The 15,061-nt window shown below is 40.3% G+C and carries 15 protein-coding genes and 1 pseudogene; 7 read left to right on the forward strand and 9 right to left on the reverse strand.

The window, feature by feature from the left end; translation table 11 throughout:
• Positions 1–11 precede the first annotated feature (11 nt).
• The 5 genes and pseudogenes from CXF95_RS19060 to CXF95_RS31555 form a co-directional block, all read left to right on the forward strand.
• Positions 12–328: pseudogene (locus CXF95_RS19060) on the forward strand (NYN domain-containing protein); the annotation flags it as partial.
• Between the two features lie 98 nt (positions 329–426).
• Positions 427–702, forward strand: a complete 276-nt coding sequence (locus tag CXF95_RS19065) for a DUF4277 domain-containing protein (RefSeq protein WP_101200184.1) — start codon at positions 427–429, stop codon at positions 700–702.
• Positions 703–838: 136 nt separating this feature from the next.
• Entirely contained in the window at positions 839–982 is a 144-nt protein-coding gene (locus CXF95_RS29655) for a hypothetical protein (protein WP_157828185.1), read from the forward strand.
• A 172-nt stretch (positions 983–1,154) separates the two neighbouring features.
• Positions 1,155–1,412, forward strand: coding sequence for a helix-turn-helix domain-containing protein (locus tag CXF95_RS19070; RefSeq protein ID WP_157828186.1), 258 nt, complete (start codon positions 1,155–1,157; stop codon positions 1,410–1,412).
• A gap of 14 nt (positions 1,413–1,426) precedes the next feature.
• On the forward strand, positions 1,427–1,570 hold the full coding sequence (locus tag CXF95_RS31555) for a type II toxin-antitoxin system RelE/ParE family toxin (RefSeq protein ID WP_369809330.1): 144 nt from the start codon (positions 1,427–1,429) through the stop codon (positions 1,568–1,570).
• Positions 1,571–1,990: 420 nt separating this feature from the next.
• On the opposite strand, the gene CXF95_RS19080 is transcribed toward CXF95_RS31555, so the two are convergent.
• The gene (locus tag CXF95_RS19080; protein ID WP_101200187.1) at positions 1,991–2,560 is read right to left on the reverse strand and encodes a DUF2058 domain-containing protein; all 570 of its coding nucleotides are present in this window, start codon (positions 2,558–2,560) and stop codon (positions 1,991–1,993) included.
• Positions 2,561–2,640: 80 nt separating this feature from the next.
• On the reverse strand, positions 2,641–5,283 hold the full coding sequence (topA, locus tag CXF95_RS19085) for a type I DNA topoisomerase (protein ID WP_101200188.1): 2,643 nt from the start codon (positions 5,281–5,283) through the stop codon (positions 2,641–2,643).
• Between the two features lie 310 nt (positions 5,284–5,593).
• On the opposite strand from topA, the gene astB reads away from it, so the two are divergent.
• Positions 5,594–6,934 carry an N-succinylarginine dihydrolase gene (astB, locus tag CXF95_RS19095; protein ID WP_101200190.1) on the forward strand — a complete coding sequence of 447 codons (1,341 nt, stop codon included), beginning with the start codon at positions 5,594–5,596 and terminating at the stop codon, positions 6,932–6,934.
• 78 nt (positions 6,935–7,012) lie between these two features.
• On the opposite strand, the gene CXF95_RS19100 is transcribed toward astB, so the two are convergent.
• Entirely contained in the window at positions 7,013–9,220 is a 2,208-nt protein-coding gene (locus CXF95_RS19100; RefSeq protein ID WP_101200191.1) for an Ig-like domain-containing protein, read from the reverse strand.
• Between the two features lie 162 nt (positions 9,221–9,382).
• Between CXF95_RS19100 and CXF95_RS19105 the strand changes: the two genes are divergently transcribed.
• Positions 9,383–10,756 (forward strand): dicarboxylate/amino acid:cation symporter, encoded by a 1,374-nt coding sequence (locus tag CXF95_RS19105; RefSeq protein ID WP_101200192.1) that lies wholly within the window; start codon positions 9,383–9,385, stop codon positions 10,754–10,756.
• A gap of 286 nt (positions 10,757–11,042) precedes the next feature.
• Here the strand turns inward: CXF95_RS19105 and CXF95_RS19110 are convergent, their stop codons facing one another.
• From CXF95_RS19110 to rnd, 6 genes are read right to left on the reverse strand one after another with little or no spacing between them, the layout of a single operon-like run.
• Positions 11,043–11,534: a YcgN family cysteine cluster protein gene (locus tag CXF95_RS19110; RefSeq protein ID WP_101200193.1), complete on the reverse strand. Its 492-nt coding sequence runs from the start codon at positions 11,532–11,534 to the stop codon at positions 11,043–11,045.
• 36 nt (positions 11,535–11,570) lie between these two features.
• On the reverse strand, positions 11,571–11,951 hold the full coding sequence (locus tag CXF95_RS19115; RefSeq protein ID WP_101200194.1) for a hypothetical protein: 381 nt from the start codon (positions 11,949–11,951) through the stop codon (positions 11,571–11,573).
• Positions 11,952–11,954: 3 nt separating this feature from the next.
• Positions 11,955–12,620 (reverse strand): fumarylacetoacetate hydrolase family protein, encoded by a 666-nt coding sequence (locus CXF95_RS19120; RefSeq protein ID WP_101200195.1) that lies wholly within the window; start codon positions 12,618–12,620, stop codon positions 11,955–11,957.
• Positions 12,621–12,624: 4 nt separating this feature from the next.
• Entirely contained in the window at positions 12,625–13,605 is a 981-nt protein-coding gene (locus CXF95_RS19125; RefSeq protein WP_101200196.1) for a lytic transglycosylase domain-containing protein, read from the reverse strand.
• Complete coding sequence (locus CXF95_RS19130; RefSeq protein WP_101200197.1) at positions 13,596–13,880, reverse strand: YcgL domain-containing protein; 285 nt, start codon at positions 13,878–13,880, stop codon at positions 13,596–13,598. Before CXF95_RS19130 ends, CXF95_RS19125 begins: the two co-directional genes overlap by 10 nt.
• Positions 13,880–15,046: a ribonuclease D gene (gene rnd / locus CXF95_RS19135; RefSeq protein WP_101200198.1), complete on the reverse strand. Its 1,167-nt coding sequence runs from the start codon at positions 15,044–15,046 to the stop codon at positions 13,880–13,882. Before rnd ends, CXF95_RS19130 begins: the two co-directional genes overlap by 1 nt.
• Between the last annotated feature and the right edge of the window lie 15 nt (positions 15,047–15,061).

Consider the following 15,061-nt stretch of genomic DNA (forward strand, 5'->3'; position numbering starts at 1 on the left):
TTGGCAACTAGAAATCTCCCACACTTAAAGGATGGAAAGAGTTACTTCACGAACATGCAATCCAACCTATTCAGCAATACTACTTAACCAAAGGTAAAAACGCTTCTGATATCGCTATGGTGATTGACTCCATGGACATCATATACACCAAAAACATCGATGTAATGTGCTTTATTTCATCTGACAGCGACTTCACACCTATGGTAACAAGAGCCTTAGCCGAAGGGAAAGTCGTGCTAGGCTTTGGCGAGCGAAAGACCCCCTCACTTTTGTAAATGCCTGTTCAAAATTTCTATTCCTCGATGAACCCGAAACACAAGAAGCTGAAACTCACATTGATCAGACAAAATTGAATTATTTCTATTTATAATATTTCCTACAAAATCCCCAGATTAGTACAATATCACCTCAACTTTCGAGGGCGATATGACAATAAAATTCAAGCGGTTAGACCATCATGGTATTGTTGCCGGCGTTATCGACGACTTAAATATGGTGTTCTTATTAGATAAGCACTTGCCACAAGATGATAAGCAGGAAATCCCCCCTGGCGAGGCGATTAAGGGCATGATAATGAATGGTTTAGTTATTATCAATTGTCACAGTAAACTTGGCTTGCTGTCTCATTTGAAAAGGTTACAAATTAAAACTAAGTGCAAGAAACAAGCTTGTTTTGATAACCTCACCAATGTTAAAGATTGACAATGATAGTCACTACTTTTATTTTCAAAGAGCACAAACAAGAGGTAAGGCCATGCACGTATCTTTAACACCATAACTTGAGAGCCTTGTAAAATGTCAAGTCGAAATCGGTTTATACAATTCATCGAGCTAAGTAGTGCGCGTATGGAATGAACAGCGCCAATATAAAAAGAAAATGGAAATATTGAGCGCAAAACTAGAACTTGCCGAAAAAAGCCCGTTGCTTGATAATTTTTCTATGGACGAGCTAATAAAAGAACTTGATAACGAAGTCACTTAGCAGCATGGCCATAAAATATGAATTGCACCAGGAGGCCATAGAAGACCTAAAAGAAATTGGACGTTATACCCTAAAAAATCACGGTAAAAATCACGGTAAAAATCAACGTAATACCATTTAGTAATGATTTGTGATCTAATGCATTGATGAATTAGTCACTATTATTATTCACTTGAAACTTGATACATCACAACACCTTTTAGCTCTATCAAGAGCGGAATCAAATGCACGTAAACGCCTTAGCCTGTTAGCGATATCCCATTTTCTTGAACGTAAAAACCGAACGCAGATTGCCCTCAACCTAAAAGTCAGTAGACGCAGTGTTAACACATGGGTAAGCAATTATTTATCAGATGGTGTGGCAGGCTTGGGAGCCAAAAAAGCACTAGGACGCACTTGCCCTTTATTGATAAACGCTTTGAATCTCTAGCAGATATGCCCTTAATGGGCCGCCCTCGTAATGAAATAAAAGAAGGCTATTACAGCAGCGATTATAAGAAATACATAATTTCCTACCTCATTCAGGAGAACTATATAGAGGTACTGGGAGTATTGCATGAAACCATGCTACCAGAACGACATTTATAGAAATTTTCGCCACTACTGGAGATTATCGTAAGCATTGAGGCAGGTTCTTTTACCGTGCGATTATTTTAGTATTTTAGTATTTTAGTATTTTAGTCTTTTAGTCTTTTAGTCTTTTAGTCTTTTAGTCCATTAGCCCTTTTTGCCGTTGAACTAACCAAGCGATTAGTTTCCGGTATTCGCACTATCTTCTCGAACATCGGCGCTGAAAATCAACAAAATTTTAAGTCAGCTATCAGGTAATTTTTGACTTTTACCAAGATTACTCAACGACTCCTATGAGCAATCACTTACCAGTCACGTTTTATTCAATCGTATGACCGGTTCTCGCTCATACTTGTCATTCAAATCAGATAGAAAACGAGCAGCATTCTCCCAAAGGTTCATTTATGAATGAACCTTTGGGTTAAAACGATTGTATCTCTACCAATTCAAATCATCCGGAATATCATACTCAGCATACCAGTCATCTTCTTCACTACTTTTCTGATCTGCGTCACTAATATTATCGGCGCGATACACCACACTTGCTTCATCTCGTTCGGCGATTTTATTCGCCACAGGCGTGGGTACTAACTCATAACCATCATTTAATTTAACGATGACAAGCTTGCCTTGACTGATTTGTTTTTGAGTAACTTGGCTGACGTACATCCGTTTAATCAACGTGCCATCGGTGAAGTTGCAGGCAACTTCTTCCTTGCGACCTGAGCCAGCAAATTTGGGTTGTTTATTGGCTTCAATTAACTGTTTAATTTGTGCCACAAGTGCCTTTTTCTCAGCTTCTTGTTTGGTTTTTTGGTTGAGCTCTCTGTCTTTGACTTTCTTGGCTTCCACTATCTTTTCAGCGGCTAATTTTGCATCGTTGGTTTGTACTACATTATGATTTTTTTGCGCTTTGACTTGTTTGTTTTTTTGTTGACGCACTTGATTAGCTTTTTTCTTATTGGTTAAACCAGCTTTAAGTAATTGTTCTTGTAAAGAGAGGGCCATAATTGAATGCCATTTTGATTAAGTTTAAAATATTACGGCAGCCAAAAGCTGCCGTAAAAGAGTCAATCGGAAACCTAAATTTATTTTTTAGGTTTCTTACGCTTATCTTCCGCTATCCATTTGCCGTCGGTACACCATGCAGACCAGCCCGTCGCTTTGCCTTCTTCATTTTCTGACATAACGTATTGCTGTTTGGTTTTGCGGCTGTAACGCACGATAGCCGGACTACCATCAGGATCTTTTGCGGGCGCATCGGCCAAATAATAAAACTTTGGCGAAATCCTATCTCTGAATCTAGCTAGCTCCTCTACTTTAGGGGCACGGGTTTCTCTTGATTTAGGGAAATTGTGGGCCGCTAAGAAGATACCAGATGCACCATCTCTTAGCACAAAATGCGCATCAGACTTGACACATTCCAACTCTGGTAAGTCAGTGGGATCTTCTTTAGGTGGGGCAGCTTCACCACTTCTGAGTAACTTACGAGTGTTTTTACACTCTTCGTTAGTACACCCAAAATATTTACCAAAACGACCGCTTTTTAATTCCATGTTGGATTGGCACTTGTCACATTCAATAATAGGTCCTTCATACCCTTTTATCTTAAAGGTGCCTTTTTCCACATAAATCCCTTCACATGTAGGCGTATTACCACAAACGTGTAACTTACGAGACTCGTCAACCAAATAACTGTCCATAGCCGTACCACAAAGGTCACAACGACGTTTAGAGCGTAATACTTCAGTTTCTAATTCTTCCTCATCCTCAACTTTGATGACTTCATCACCCGCGGTCAGATTCATGGTACCTGTGCAGCGTTCTTTAGGGGGTAAGCTGTAACCAGAACATCCTAAAAACACACCGGTACTAGCGGTGCGAACATTCATTGGACGACCACATTTTGCACAAGCAATATCTGTAGGTACGGCTTGATTTAACCGCATGCCGCCTTCTTCAGGGGATTTTTCAGCAACCACTAGTTTCTTCTCAAAATCCTCATAAAAGTCGTTTAAAACGCCTTTCCATGAGGCTTTTCCTTCTGCTACTTCATCCAGCTGTTGTTCCATATTCGCTGTGAAATCATAACTAATTAGATCGTCGAAATTTTCCATCAAACGATCGTTAACTATCTCACCCATTTTTTCCGCATAGAATCGTTTGTTTTCGATTCTTGCATAACCTCTATCTTGAATGGTAGAGATAATACTGGCGTAAGTAGAAGGACGGCCAATGCCACGTTTTTCTAATTCTTTTACCAAGGACGCTTCATTAAAACGCGCCACAGGTTTGGTGAAATGTTGCTTCGGATCAAGGGTTTTAAGTGTTAAGTTTTCACCTTCTTTCACATCAGGCAACAATAAATCTTCTTCGCCTTTTTTACGCTGGGGATTTTGTACTTTTGTCCAACCATCAAACTTTAATACTCGGCCTTTCGCGGTCAATTCAAAATCACCGGATTTGACCCTAATGGTGCTAGCATCATATTTAGCTGGTGTCATTTGACATGCAACAAATTGACGCCAAATTAATTCATATAAGCGCTGAGCATCACGCTCTACATCACTTATGGATTCAGATTTAAGTAATACATTAGAAGGACGAATGGCTTCATGAGCTTCTTGCGCACCTTCTTTACTACCATACTTAATAGCATTTTCCGGTAAATAATCATTACCAAAATTATTGGTAATATATTCCCGACAGCTATCAACCGCTTCTTGACCCAAATGCGTAGAATCAGTTCGCATATAGGTAATATGACCGGCTTCGTACAACCGCTGAGCCATCATCATGGTTTTCTTCACACCAAAGCCTAAACGAGTACTGGCAGCTTGTTGCAAAGTAGAGGTAATAAGAGGCGCCGAAGGTTTACTTTGGGTCGGCTTAGATTCACGACTCACCACTTGATAATTTGCGCTTTGTAAGAAACCTAACGCCTTATCAGTTTGAGCTTTATTAACGGGTTTAAATGCCGCGCCATTCTCTTTGACAACTTGCATCCGCAAACTTGTTTGTTTGGCGGTATTTAAATCTGCATGTAGATCCCAAAACTCTTCTGGTACAAAGGCTTTAATCTCTCTTTCACGGTCGACAACTAAACGCACCGCTACAGATTGAACACGTCCCGCAGACAAGCCCCTAGCGACTTTTTTCCATAACAATGGCGACACCATGAAACCCACAACTCGGTCTAGAAAACGTCTAGCTTGTTGCGCATTGACTCGCTCGACATTTAGTTTTCCAGGGTGAGCGAAGGCTTCTTGAATGGCATTTTTAGTGATTTCATTAAACACTACCCGTTGAAAATTTTTGCCAGGTTCGTCGATTAATTCACGTAAGTGCCAAGCAATGGCTTCCCCTTCCCTATCCAAATCCGTTGCGAGATAGACAGTGTCGGCATTTTTTGCCAACTTTTTAAGTTCATTGACAACTTTTTCTTTGCCTTCAAGCACATCGTAATGTGCCTGCCAATCATTTTTAGGATCGATACCCATACGATCAACGAGTTTTTTATATTCATAATCCCGTAAATAGGTTTCACGCTTTTTATCGGAAAGAAGTTTGAGCTCTTTTGCTGGTTTTTTAGGCGCAACTTTGCCCACAGCCTTGTGAGGAAGATCCCGAACGTGACCGACACTAGATTTAACGATAAAATCTTTGCCGAGATATTTATTAATCGTTTTTGCCTTTGCCGGTGATTCGACAATGACTAGATGTTTTGCCATAAATTGGTTTTAACCTTTGATTTTTATAGGTATTTATTGGTTAGGTAAACGCAACGTTGCGTTTACCTCTTAAAATTGCTTTTTAACATATATCGACAAAATGAATAGAAAACAAGTTCTTCTTCATACTTATCTAATATTCTTTTTTTTCAGTGGCTTACATTGCTCACTTTTCGAACAGCTCGATTGGCATAACCAACTAAAACAGTATAATGCTCGCACATTCGTTTTTTAAAAGCGATTTCAGACAATATATATCGGGTGTAAATTACCCCATTGCCATTGATAAATAATAATAGGAGAGGTTTAGATGAAACAGTTTGAAGCCAATTTTGATGGACTAGTAGGACCGACTCATAATTACGCTGGATTATCATATGGTAACGTAGCGTCATTAAATAATGCGAGTGCTTCAAGCAGTCCTAAACAGGCCGCTAAGCAAGGACTAAAGAAAATGAAGGCCCTAACTCACCTTGGCATGGTTCAAGGTGTTCTGGCGCCGCAGGAGCGTCCTGACATAGCTTCGCTTCGTAGGTTGGGCTTTAGTGGAACCGATGCCAACGTTTTAGCCATGGCAGCTAAACAGGCTCCGGCTATTTTTCAAGCCTGTTGTTCCGCATCGAGTATGTGGACAGCGAACGCAGCAACTGTCTCGCCTAGTGCCGATACCAGTGATGGGAAAATTCACTTTACCCCAGCAAATTTGACCAATAAGTACCATCGCTCACTCGAACCACAAGTGACGGGTAACATTCTCCAAGCAACGTTTTCAAACCCAGATTATTTTGCCCATCATGCGCATTTGCCAGATAACGAACATTTTGGTGATGAAGGCGCAGCTAACCACACCCGTCTTTGTAGCGATTATGGCAATACAGGCCTAGAAATGTTTGTGTACGGACGCCATGCTTTTGATACCAGTAAACCCGCACCTAAAAAGTTCCCGGCCCGTCAGACACTAGAGGCGAGTCAGGCGGTGGTGAGATTACACGGACTGAACGATGACAATGTGGTATATGTGCAACAAAACCCGGATTTAATTGATCAAGGCGTGTTTCATAATGATGTCATCGCTGTTGGTAACCAAAATGTACTCTTCTTTCACGAACAAGCTTTCTATCAATCGTCACAAGCAATAGCTGAGATAAGACAAAAATTTGTGGGTGACGACTTGCACTTTATTTGTGTAAAGACCGATGAAGTGAGTGTGCAAGACGCCATTAACAGTTACTTATTTAACACGCAAATCATCACATTAGCGAATGGTGATATGGCCATTATTGCTCCTACTAATTGCCAAGAAAATCCTGCAGTATCGGCCTATTTAACAAACTTGGTTGCACAAAACACACCGATCAAACATGTGTACTACCACGATGTTAAAGAGAGTATGCGCAATGGTGGCGGACCCGCTTGTTTGCGCTTAAGAGTCGCCATGACCGACAAAGAATATGCAGCGGTCAATCAAAGTACCTTAATCAACGACATGCAGTTTGAGCGATTAAATACATGGGTGGATAAACATTATCGCGATACATTACATGTGAATGATTTGAGCGATCCTCAGTTATTGATTGAGTCTAGAACGGCATTAGATGAGTTGACGCAATTGTTAGATCTAGGTTCTGTTTACCCATTTCAACAGGTGTGATGTTTTAACCTATTTATTTTTAATAAGTATGCGTATAAAAAAGCCCGATAAGATCGGGCTTTTTATCTACTTCATAGATTAATCTGTATCATTACAGTTAGAACTTATTCCATATGGACTTCTAGGTGGTGGAGAGGCTTCATCCACCAAATCAACCGCAGACACAGGTAATGCGAACTCTTGGCTCTCTGATGATTCACTACCAGCAGATTCTGCATTAACCGAAATATCTACGTCTACCCATGCTCCGAATTGTTTCGCGTACAATATATTAATCAAGGTCTGACCATTATCATCTGTGGTACTTGTAGAAGGGATACTTACTACGTTTCCAGGTGTTAGCAGTCCGTCCGTATTAGCATCTTCACCCACATCCAGTATTCCGTTACCATCGACATCTTCATTTGGGCAAGTCGCTGTGATGACTTGTAACCAAATATCGTTATCTTTGTCATAACTCCAGAAACCTTTACGAAATACGCCCCCATCGGAAAATTTCACTGGAGGTGCGGAAAAAGTCATAAGCGCATTAGGTACAGGATTTGAGTCTGGGTCGGTCACAAAAACCGAGAACTCTTTTGAGTAAGAAGATTGCTCAGGTGCTTCAATTAAGCGTCCAGTTCCAATCGAAATATCAAACGCTCTGTCACCAACGGTCAAACTGGTAAAATCACTGACTGTTGGAGTATCAGCTACAGTTGCGTAGACCTTGACAGCCTCAAAACTACTGACTGCGTTGGAGGTGTAAACTGTTGATGCTATGCCGCTTCTATTAGTAGTTGCTTGATTAGGTGCTATGGTGCCGCCACTGACATCATCCACTACAAAATTAATCACCTTGCCTTTAACAAGGTTACCATTTGGGTCGCGAACCACAGAAGTAATAGTACTGGTTTGGCCGCTTGGGGCCACAGAGTCGGGAGTACCATCAACAATAATGTTATCTGCCACTGTGGCGACAAATTCCACTAAAGTTCTGGCATTCACTTCATTGCCCTGTGCATCTAATCCTGTTGCAGTGATTGAAGCAAAACCGGCATTATTAGATTGAATCGAAAATGCCACGTTACCTTCACTATCCGTACTAGCAATAGCTACGGCCACTAGACCTCTTGATGTGGTAAGCGTTACGTTTCCATTGGCAAAAGCAGTGCCATTTTTTAACCACTGTACTGTTAGCTCAGTTGCAGTATTGAGTTCAACTTCAACTGCTTCGTTATCTACCGACGCATCAACAAAAGAAAAATCGTCTTCTTGGACGGCTATGGAAAATTCACTTTGCGAGTTAAGCGCAATTGCAACCACTGTATCAGAACCTGCCACATCACTGGTATAGTTTACTGTAATTTGTCCTTCAACTGAGGTAACTGGGCTGGTGTCACTCAACTGCCCATTAGTAGCACTTAGACTGACAGTTTCGTTCGCAATACCGTTACCGTCAGAGTCGACCAAACTAATGGTTAAAGGAACGGGATCATTTAAAATCGCGGATGATGATCCATTGATATTTATCTGTGTACCCACAACTTGAACTTCTAATATTTGAGAGAAAGTCGCAGTACTAGCGGTAACCTCAATAGTCCGATTTTCTTGGTTATTTTGGGTAGAAAGGGTAGCTCTGGCAATACCATCAACACCAGTTACCGCAACACTTCCACCGTTTTCAAGTTGCAGACTTGCACCAGCATTAGCGGAAAAGGTCACATCTATACCCTCAAGCAGCACGTTATTTGCATCTTTTATTAAAGCGATGAGTTCAATATCATCGGAGCCACTAGAGGCCAATTGAGTGGAGCTGCCAAACAAGTCCAATGAAGCAGGTTGTTCACCTATGAGTGTTGTGCCTGTTGAATTAAAAGTAGTCGTTGCTTCTTCGCCAGAACTGAGAGCCGCTACTATTTCCCCAGCGCCAGAGTTTTCGCCAACCAGTATTTGAATAGTTGCCACGCCGCTTGCATCAGTAGAAGCAGTGCCTGAATCATTGCCAAAAACAGCCAAACCTTCTGGTTGGAACCTATATGTAATCAAGGTAGAGGTAACAGGGTCGCCGTTCGAGTCTGTTGCTGTTGCCGTGAGCGTTAAAGGAGTGGATTCACTTAGTGATATTGATGACTGTCCATTAACATCAGTAAAAGTCAGCGCAATACTTCTGGTGACAGTAACTGTTCCACCTCCAGGCGTTCCCCCGTTTGTACTATCATCACGAGAAAGGCTACCGCCGCCCCCACATGAGAAAAGGGTAAGTAAAACCAAAATTCCAAACAGCGTTCTAAAACGTAAAATCATAAACCTTTCCTATACACATGAGCCATATTGTGATGGCAAATTCACTTTAACAGTTCAGCTTGACCGACAATCTTGCTAACCTAGGCTTAGGTTATACGAGATAACCAAATTCAATAGCACTAATACCCGCGACTTTTAACAATAATAAAGCTTAGGATTTCCATGACCACATCAACTCACTCGTCATCACAAAAACCCGCTTCACAAAAACTCGGACTGACCGCTCGTATCTTTATCGGCATGATTGCCGGAATAATTATCGGAGCTTTATTACAATGGTTGTTTGATAATAGCGGAGATTTTTCTTTTAGTGTATTTGGCATGCATGTTTCAACGTATGCACTTTTAGTCGAAGGTATATTTAATATAGTGGGAAGTATCTTTATAGCCAGCTTAAAGATGCTGGTTGTACCTTTGGTTTTTGTTTCTTTGGTGTGTGGCACATCGAGTTTGTCTGACCCATCTAAATTAGGTCGATTAGGCGGGAAGTCAATATTGTTATACGTTGGCACCACTGCGATAGCAATTAGTCTAGCCGTGACCTTTGCCTTATTAGTTGCCCCGGGCCAAGGGTTAAACCTTGCGACAGAGTCTACCTACATAGCCAAAGAAGCCCCTTCTTTAGGCCAAGTCATTATCAATATGATGCCCACTAACCCCATTAATGCGATGGCTGAAGGCAACATGTTACAAATTATTGTGTTTGCCGTACTTTTTGGCATTGCTATGACTATGACAGGGGAACCAGGCAAAAGGCTTATTTCAGTATTTGAAGATTTTAGTTCGGTCATAATGAAACTAGTTACCATTTTAATGAATCTTGCGCCTTATGGTGTATTTGCGCTTATGGCAAAGTTATCGGCAACAATTGGATTAGAAACGTTTTCTGGACTTCTCAAGTACTTTTTCCTCGTTGTGTTCGTTTTGTTTATCCACGCGTTTATGACTTATCCAATAATTTTGAAGCTGTTAAGCGGATTAAGCCCCCTAATATTAATACGCAAAATGCGTGACGCCGCTTTATTTGCTTTTAGTACTGCAAGCAGCAGTGCCACACTCCCAGTCACCATGGAAACGGCCATTAGCAAACTAGGTGTTAAACGCTCAGTAGCTTCTTTTACCGTGCCCCTTGGCTCTACAATTAACATGGATGGCACCGCTATTATGCAAGGCGTAGCCACTGTATTTATCGCACAGGTCTATGCCGTAGATTTAAGCTTGAGTGATTATATGATGGTCATACTCACGGCAACCCTTGCATCAATTGGAACAGCTGGGGTGCCCGGAGTGGGCCTGATTATGCTCGCTATGGTGCTACAACAAGTAAATTTACCAGTAGAAGGTATCGCTCTTATTATTGGCGTGGACAGGTTGTTAGATATGACTCGCACCGCTGTTAATGTCACAGGCGACTGCATGGTGGCCTGTATAGTAGGCAAAAGTGAGAACGAATTAGATATCGAAGTGTATAACGATCCTAATGCGGGGATAAAAAGCGAAGAAGTCGATTTTGAACATTTTGATAAAAACACTTAAGACAAACTATTGGGACTGATTCAATCATTTGCGTGAGAGGTTTTATGAGATGTAATCTAATACTTAGTCGTATGGGTTACATCTATGGTGTCAATGGTTTCTAAAATAAGCACTGTTACTGGAATCGCTGCCGCATATTTTGGTGTCATAGGCGATGGTGTTGGTATCTATTGAGGCTTTCTTGATTTAAGAAAGCCTCAATAGATAATAGAGATTTTGGCACAAGGCTAATTATTCGGTTGTGGCTCAATAATAACTCGTAGCTCGTAGCTCGTAGCTCAAAAGTCTAATCCAAATCTTCCATTGGCCACAACGCGATATAGTCTTCAAACTGCTCTAGATCAACATCATGATCAGCAACAGTCTTGCCCCTTACGGACATGCCAGCTTTATGCATAACCGATTTCTTGCCTTTATTTAGCAGTGGGTGCCAGGTGGGTAACCCCCTATCTTCGTAAAGTCTACGATAACTGCAGCTATGAGGCATAAAAAAGATGTCTTGTAAATTGTCCTTGGTAAGTTTGACACATTCTGGAACCAGAGTGGTTCGCTCAGCGTATTGTGTACATGCACATGTTTTGGTGTTCAATAATCCGCATGCAATGTTAGTGTAATGAATTTTTTCACCCTGTTGAATATGACTTGTAGGTGCCGCTTCAGTGACTGCTTCATCATCGATGAACTTGTGCAAACAACATTTGGCACAGCCATCGCAAATACCTTCCCATTGTTTTTCAGTCATATTTTCAAGGGAGGTAGTTTCCCAATATTTATCCATGACAGTCCTTATATTTATTACTCATCAATGTGCTTCTTATGCTTTATCAAACAACAACCAAAGCATTGCTTCGCTGCGAGTTTCGAAATTTTTTATTAACAAAGATAAGTTTTCGGCTAGACCTTCAATTACATTATAAATATTAAGTTCAGGTTTAACGATCATAGCGATTTTTAGATTACCAAGCCAATCGTTCTCTTGAGTGATTATCAACAGTTGAGCTATTTCTTGGTTGGAGCAGTGGATTTTTAATTGAGTACTATCCATCACAATATTTTTTAGTTGATTTTTGCCTGCCATCTTTACGACAGTCTTTAGCATATGTTCAAGATCAAGTACTTCTCGAACTTCGCCAAAAGCTTCACAGATCAGTAATTTATCCGCTGAGTCGACTGTAACGTCAAAAGAAAATTTCATGGTTTATACAACATATGTCCTGATTAAAAAGTGCTCATTCAATTCTATTATTATCTGATCATCAACTACTAAAGCTGCCACACCTTTTGGTGTGCCTGTCATCACAATATCTCCAGGTAAAAGAGTAAAGGTATTAGAAATATTGACGAGTAGTTTTAATATAGGGAACAACATCTCTTGGCTATTACCTTGCTGTCTTATTTCATTATTCACACTCAAACTGAAGTCTATATTGGATAAACTTTTCATTTTTTCTTTAGCGACAAATTGCGACATAGGGCAGCTACGATCAAAAGCTTTTGATCGTTCCCATGGATGTCCTTGCTTTTTTAATGCGTTTTGCACATCCCTTAAAGTTAGATCTAAACCTAAACCGACTCCCCAGATTGCTGCCTCTGCCTCTTTAATCGAGGATTGGCAGAGTCTGGTCTTAATCAATACAGCCACTTCTAACTCATTGTGGCAAGAACCTAAATTTTTAGGTATTACAATAGGATTATTGAGCACAGATAAAGCCGATGAAGGTTTATTAAATAACAAGGGTTCAGATGGTACCTCATTATCTAATTCTTTTATGTGTTGAAGATAATTACGCCCAACACAAACCACTTTTCCTACTGGTAAATCAATGTTTTTGCCATCACTATCAATATGTTTATATTCAAACAAGACTTCACGACCCTTTTTTAATACGATCAGATAAATAGCTTACTGATACCCCAAAATAACTCGAACGGTTCCATTTCATTAATGTATGAAAATTCTCGTAAACCAAATAAATACGCCCGGTTTCACCGTCAGGAGCGATAAGTGAGCCTTTGATAGGCAAGTTGGGTAAATTTCCGCCATCATAACGTCTAACATCCATTGCCTGCCAGTCTGATAACATACGCTTTGATGAAGATTTAAGGCCAGTCAAACTAAAATCAAAGTTGTCAGGAACTGTTACTTGACGCCCCCATGTTATTTGGCTACTCCAACCTTCTGATTTTAAAAAATTGGCAATAGAAGCGAATACATCAGCTTCATTGTTCCATATATCTTTTCGACCGTCGTTATCAAAATCTATCGCATAGTCTAAAAACGAGGTAGGGATAAATTGACTCTGTCCCATGGCACCTGCCCATGAACCAACAAAGTGTTCAAGTTCAATATGTCCTTGTTGAAGAATTTTTAAGGCGGCAAATAACTGTTTTTTAAAAAGCGTTTCTCGCCTTCCTTCGTATGCCAAAGTCACTAATGAATTAATCACCGAGTGTTTACCCATAATACTGCCAAAGTTGCTCTCGTTCCCCCATAGCGCCACGATAAAACGCTTTTGCACACCAAACTGTTGCTCTACTTGATCTAATAACACTCGATGCTGCGCCATTAAATCAACGGCTTTTTTAACTTTCCAATCGGGTACACGGGTGGCTAAGTATTTATCTAATGTTAATTTCGTTTCTGGTTGATTTTTGTCAGCTGTGACCGTTTTTTTATGGTAACTGACATCTGCAAACACTTGCTCAACAAAATCACTGGTGTAACCTTGTTCAATGGCTTGTACCTTGAGATCAGCCAAGTACTGCTCGAAGGTAGGTTTAGCACTCAAGGTTTGACTGACTAAAAGTAATAGAATAGACAATAAGAAATAGTTATTTTTCATAGGCATTCGTCTGTGTTCTGCTGTTGCAGATGCGTTTTTAGTAAATTTTCAGTGGGGGGGGGCAGTTGCAAATAAAATCCCTTTTTTTTGAGCTCAGTACGCAACTTATCAATATCCACTCTTGCCAGTTCACGATCTTTTTTAAGGGGCATAATCATTAAAAATACCGGTGTACCAAATGTTTTTAACAAAGCTTCCGGGACCTTAGAGAAGTCGTCCCTGCCTGGTACATACAAGTAGGTTTCTTGTTTTTTACTGCTTTTGTAAACCGCGCACAACATTATGAGTTGACCTCAAGCAGTTCACTCGACAAATTTAAAGCCTCAATTTTAAGGAGTTCGTTAACAAAAAGTGCGCGTCTCCAACTACTCAATAAATCTGGTTGCAGTCCCATATCTCGAGTTTCATCTTGATTGAACCAGCACCATTTAAGTAATTGATTAATTTGTTTTTTAGAACCAACTAATTCCGGTGGAATTGCATATTTTTCGGCAATACTGATGCATAATTTTTTAACACTAGCGACAGTATTTTTATAATTTTCAACATCATTTAAGCGCTTTACAATAGGCGGGTAAGTCTGTTCGCTTACATTTTGACACTCAGCGACTATCGCTAATAATGCATCACCGTGGATCCTTACTTCGTGCGGGTTTATTCCTTCAATTGAACGTAATTCATTTTTACTTGATGGTTGCAGTAAAGCAATAGAGACTAAATTTTCTTCTCGCACCACAAAGTTCAGTGCCATATCACGCAGCCTTGCAGTTGATGTTCGCCAAGCAGCCAACATTTTTAAAATTAATACAGCTTTGTTGGATAGTTTCCAGTTATTTTTAATCGTTAAATACACTGAATCTAAAGGTATTAAACTTTGTTTCTTTGCTGATAGGTGAGCAATTTCGGCATACACCCAAGAGAGTTTATTTTGGTCTTCTACACGGGCTTTAAGTTCTGGATAAAGTTGAAACAAATACAACACATCTTTAGCCGCATAATCACACTGTTCATCACGTAAAGGCCGCGCTAACCAATCAGTGCGTGACTCGCCTTTATCAACTGTCACATCAAGCATCATTTCTACTAACTTAGCATACCCCAAAGCGGATCCCATACCGACTATACTGGCAGCAAATTGGCTATCAAAAATGGGACTAGGCATGACTTTAAATGCATGCCAAAAAGTTTCTAAGTCCTCAGAACAAGAATGCAGCACTTTTACCACATTAGGATTAGTTAATAACTCAGTCAAACTGGAGAAATCATCAATCGCCAAGGGGTCAACTAAAACTAATTGTTTTCCATCATAAATCTGAATAAGTCCCAGCTGAGGATATAAGGTCCGTGTACGCACAAACTCGGTATCCACAGCTATGGCTTCTACCTGACTGGCTTGTTGACAAAAATCGGCGAGTGCTTGATTACTGGTTATAAAGTTGTATTGCATGGATTTCCAAATTAG

Source organism: Paraglaciecola sp. MB-3u-78 (assembly GCF_002835935.1).
Classification (GTDB): Bacteria; Pseudomonadota; Gammaproteobacteria; order Enterobacterales; family Alteromonadaceae; genus Paraglaciecola.

What these genes read in the sequence shown, in the direction of transcription:
- CXF95_RS19100 (WP_101200191.1), bottom strand. Translation starts at nt 9,220, where the DNA reads ATGATTTTACGTTTTAGAACGCTGTTTGGAATTTTGGTTTTACTTACC.
- CXF95_RS19115 (WP_101200194.1), bottom strand. Translation starts at nt 11,951, where the DNA reads ATGAAATTTTCTTTTGACGTTACAGTCGACTCAGCGGATAAATTACTG.
- CXF95_RS31555 (WP_369809330.1), top strand. Translation starts at nt 1,427, where the DNA reads ATGGGCCGCCCTCGTAATGAAATAAAAGAAGGCTATTACAGCAGCGAT.
- CXF95_RS19080 (WP_101200187.1), bottom strand. Translation starts at nt 2,560, where the DNA reads ATGGCCCTCTCTTTACAAGAACAATTACTTAAAGCTGGTTTAACCAAT.
- CXF95_RS19125 (WP_101200196.1), bottom strand. Translation starts at nt 13,605, where the DNA reads ATGCCTATGAAAAATAACTATTTCTTATTGTCTATTCTATTACTTTTA.
- topA (WP_101200188.1), bottom strand. Translation starts at nt 5,283, where the DNA reads ATGGCAAAACATCTAGTCATTGTCGAATCACCGGCAAAGGCAAAAACG.
- astB (WP_101200190.1), top strand. Translation starts at nt 5,594, where the DNA reads ATGAAACAGTTTGAAGCCAATTTTGATGGACTAGTAGGACCGACTCAT.
- CXF95_RS19110 (WP_101200193.1), bottom strand. Translation starts at nt 11,534, where the DNA reads ATGGATAAATATTGGGAAACTACCTCCCTTGAAAATATGACTGAAAAA.
- CXF95_RS19065 (WP_101200184.1), top strand. Translation starts at nt 427, where the DNA reads ATGACAATAAAATTCAAGCGGTTAGACCATCATGGTATTGTTGCCGGC.
- rnd (WP_101200198.1), bottom strand. Translation starts at nt 15,046, where the DNA reads ATGCAATACAACTTTATAACCAGTAATCAAGCACTCGCCGATTTTTGT.
- CXF95_RS19130 (WP_101200197.1), bottom strand. Translation starts at nt 13,880, where the DNA reads ATGTTGTGCGCGGTTTACAAAAGCAGTAAAAAACAAGAAACCTACTTG.
- CXF95_RS19105 (WP_101200192.1), top strand. Translation starts at nt 9,383, where the DNA reads ATGACCACATCAACTCACTCGTCATCACAAAAACCCGCTTCACAAAAA.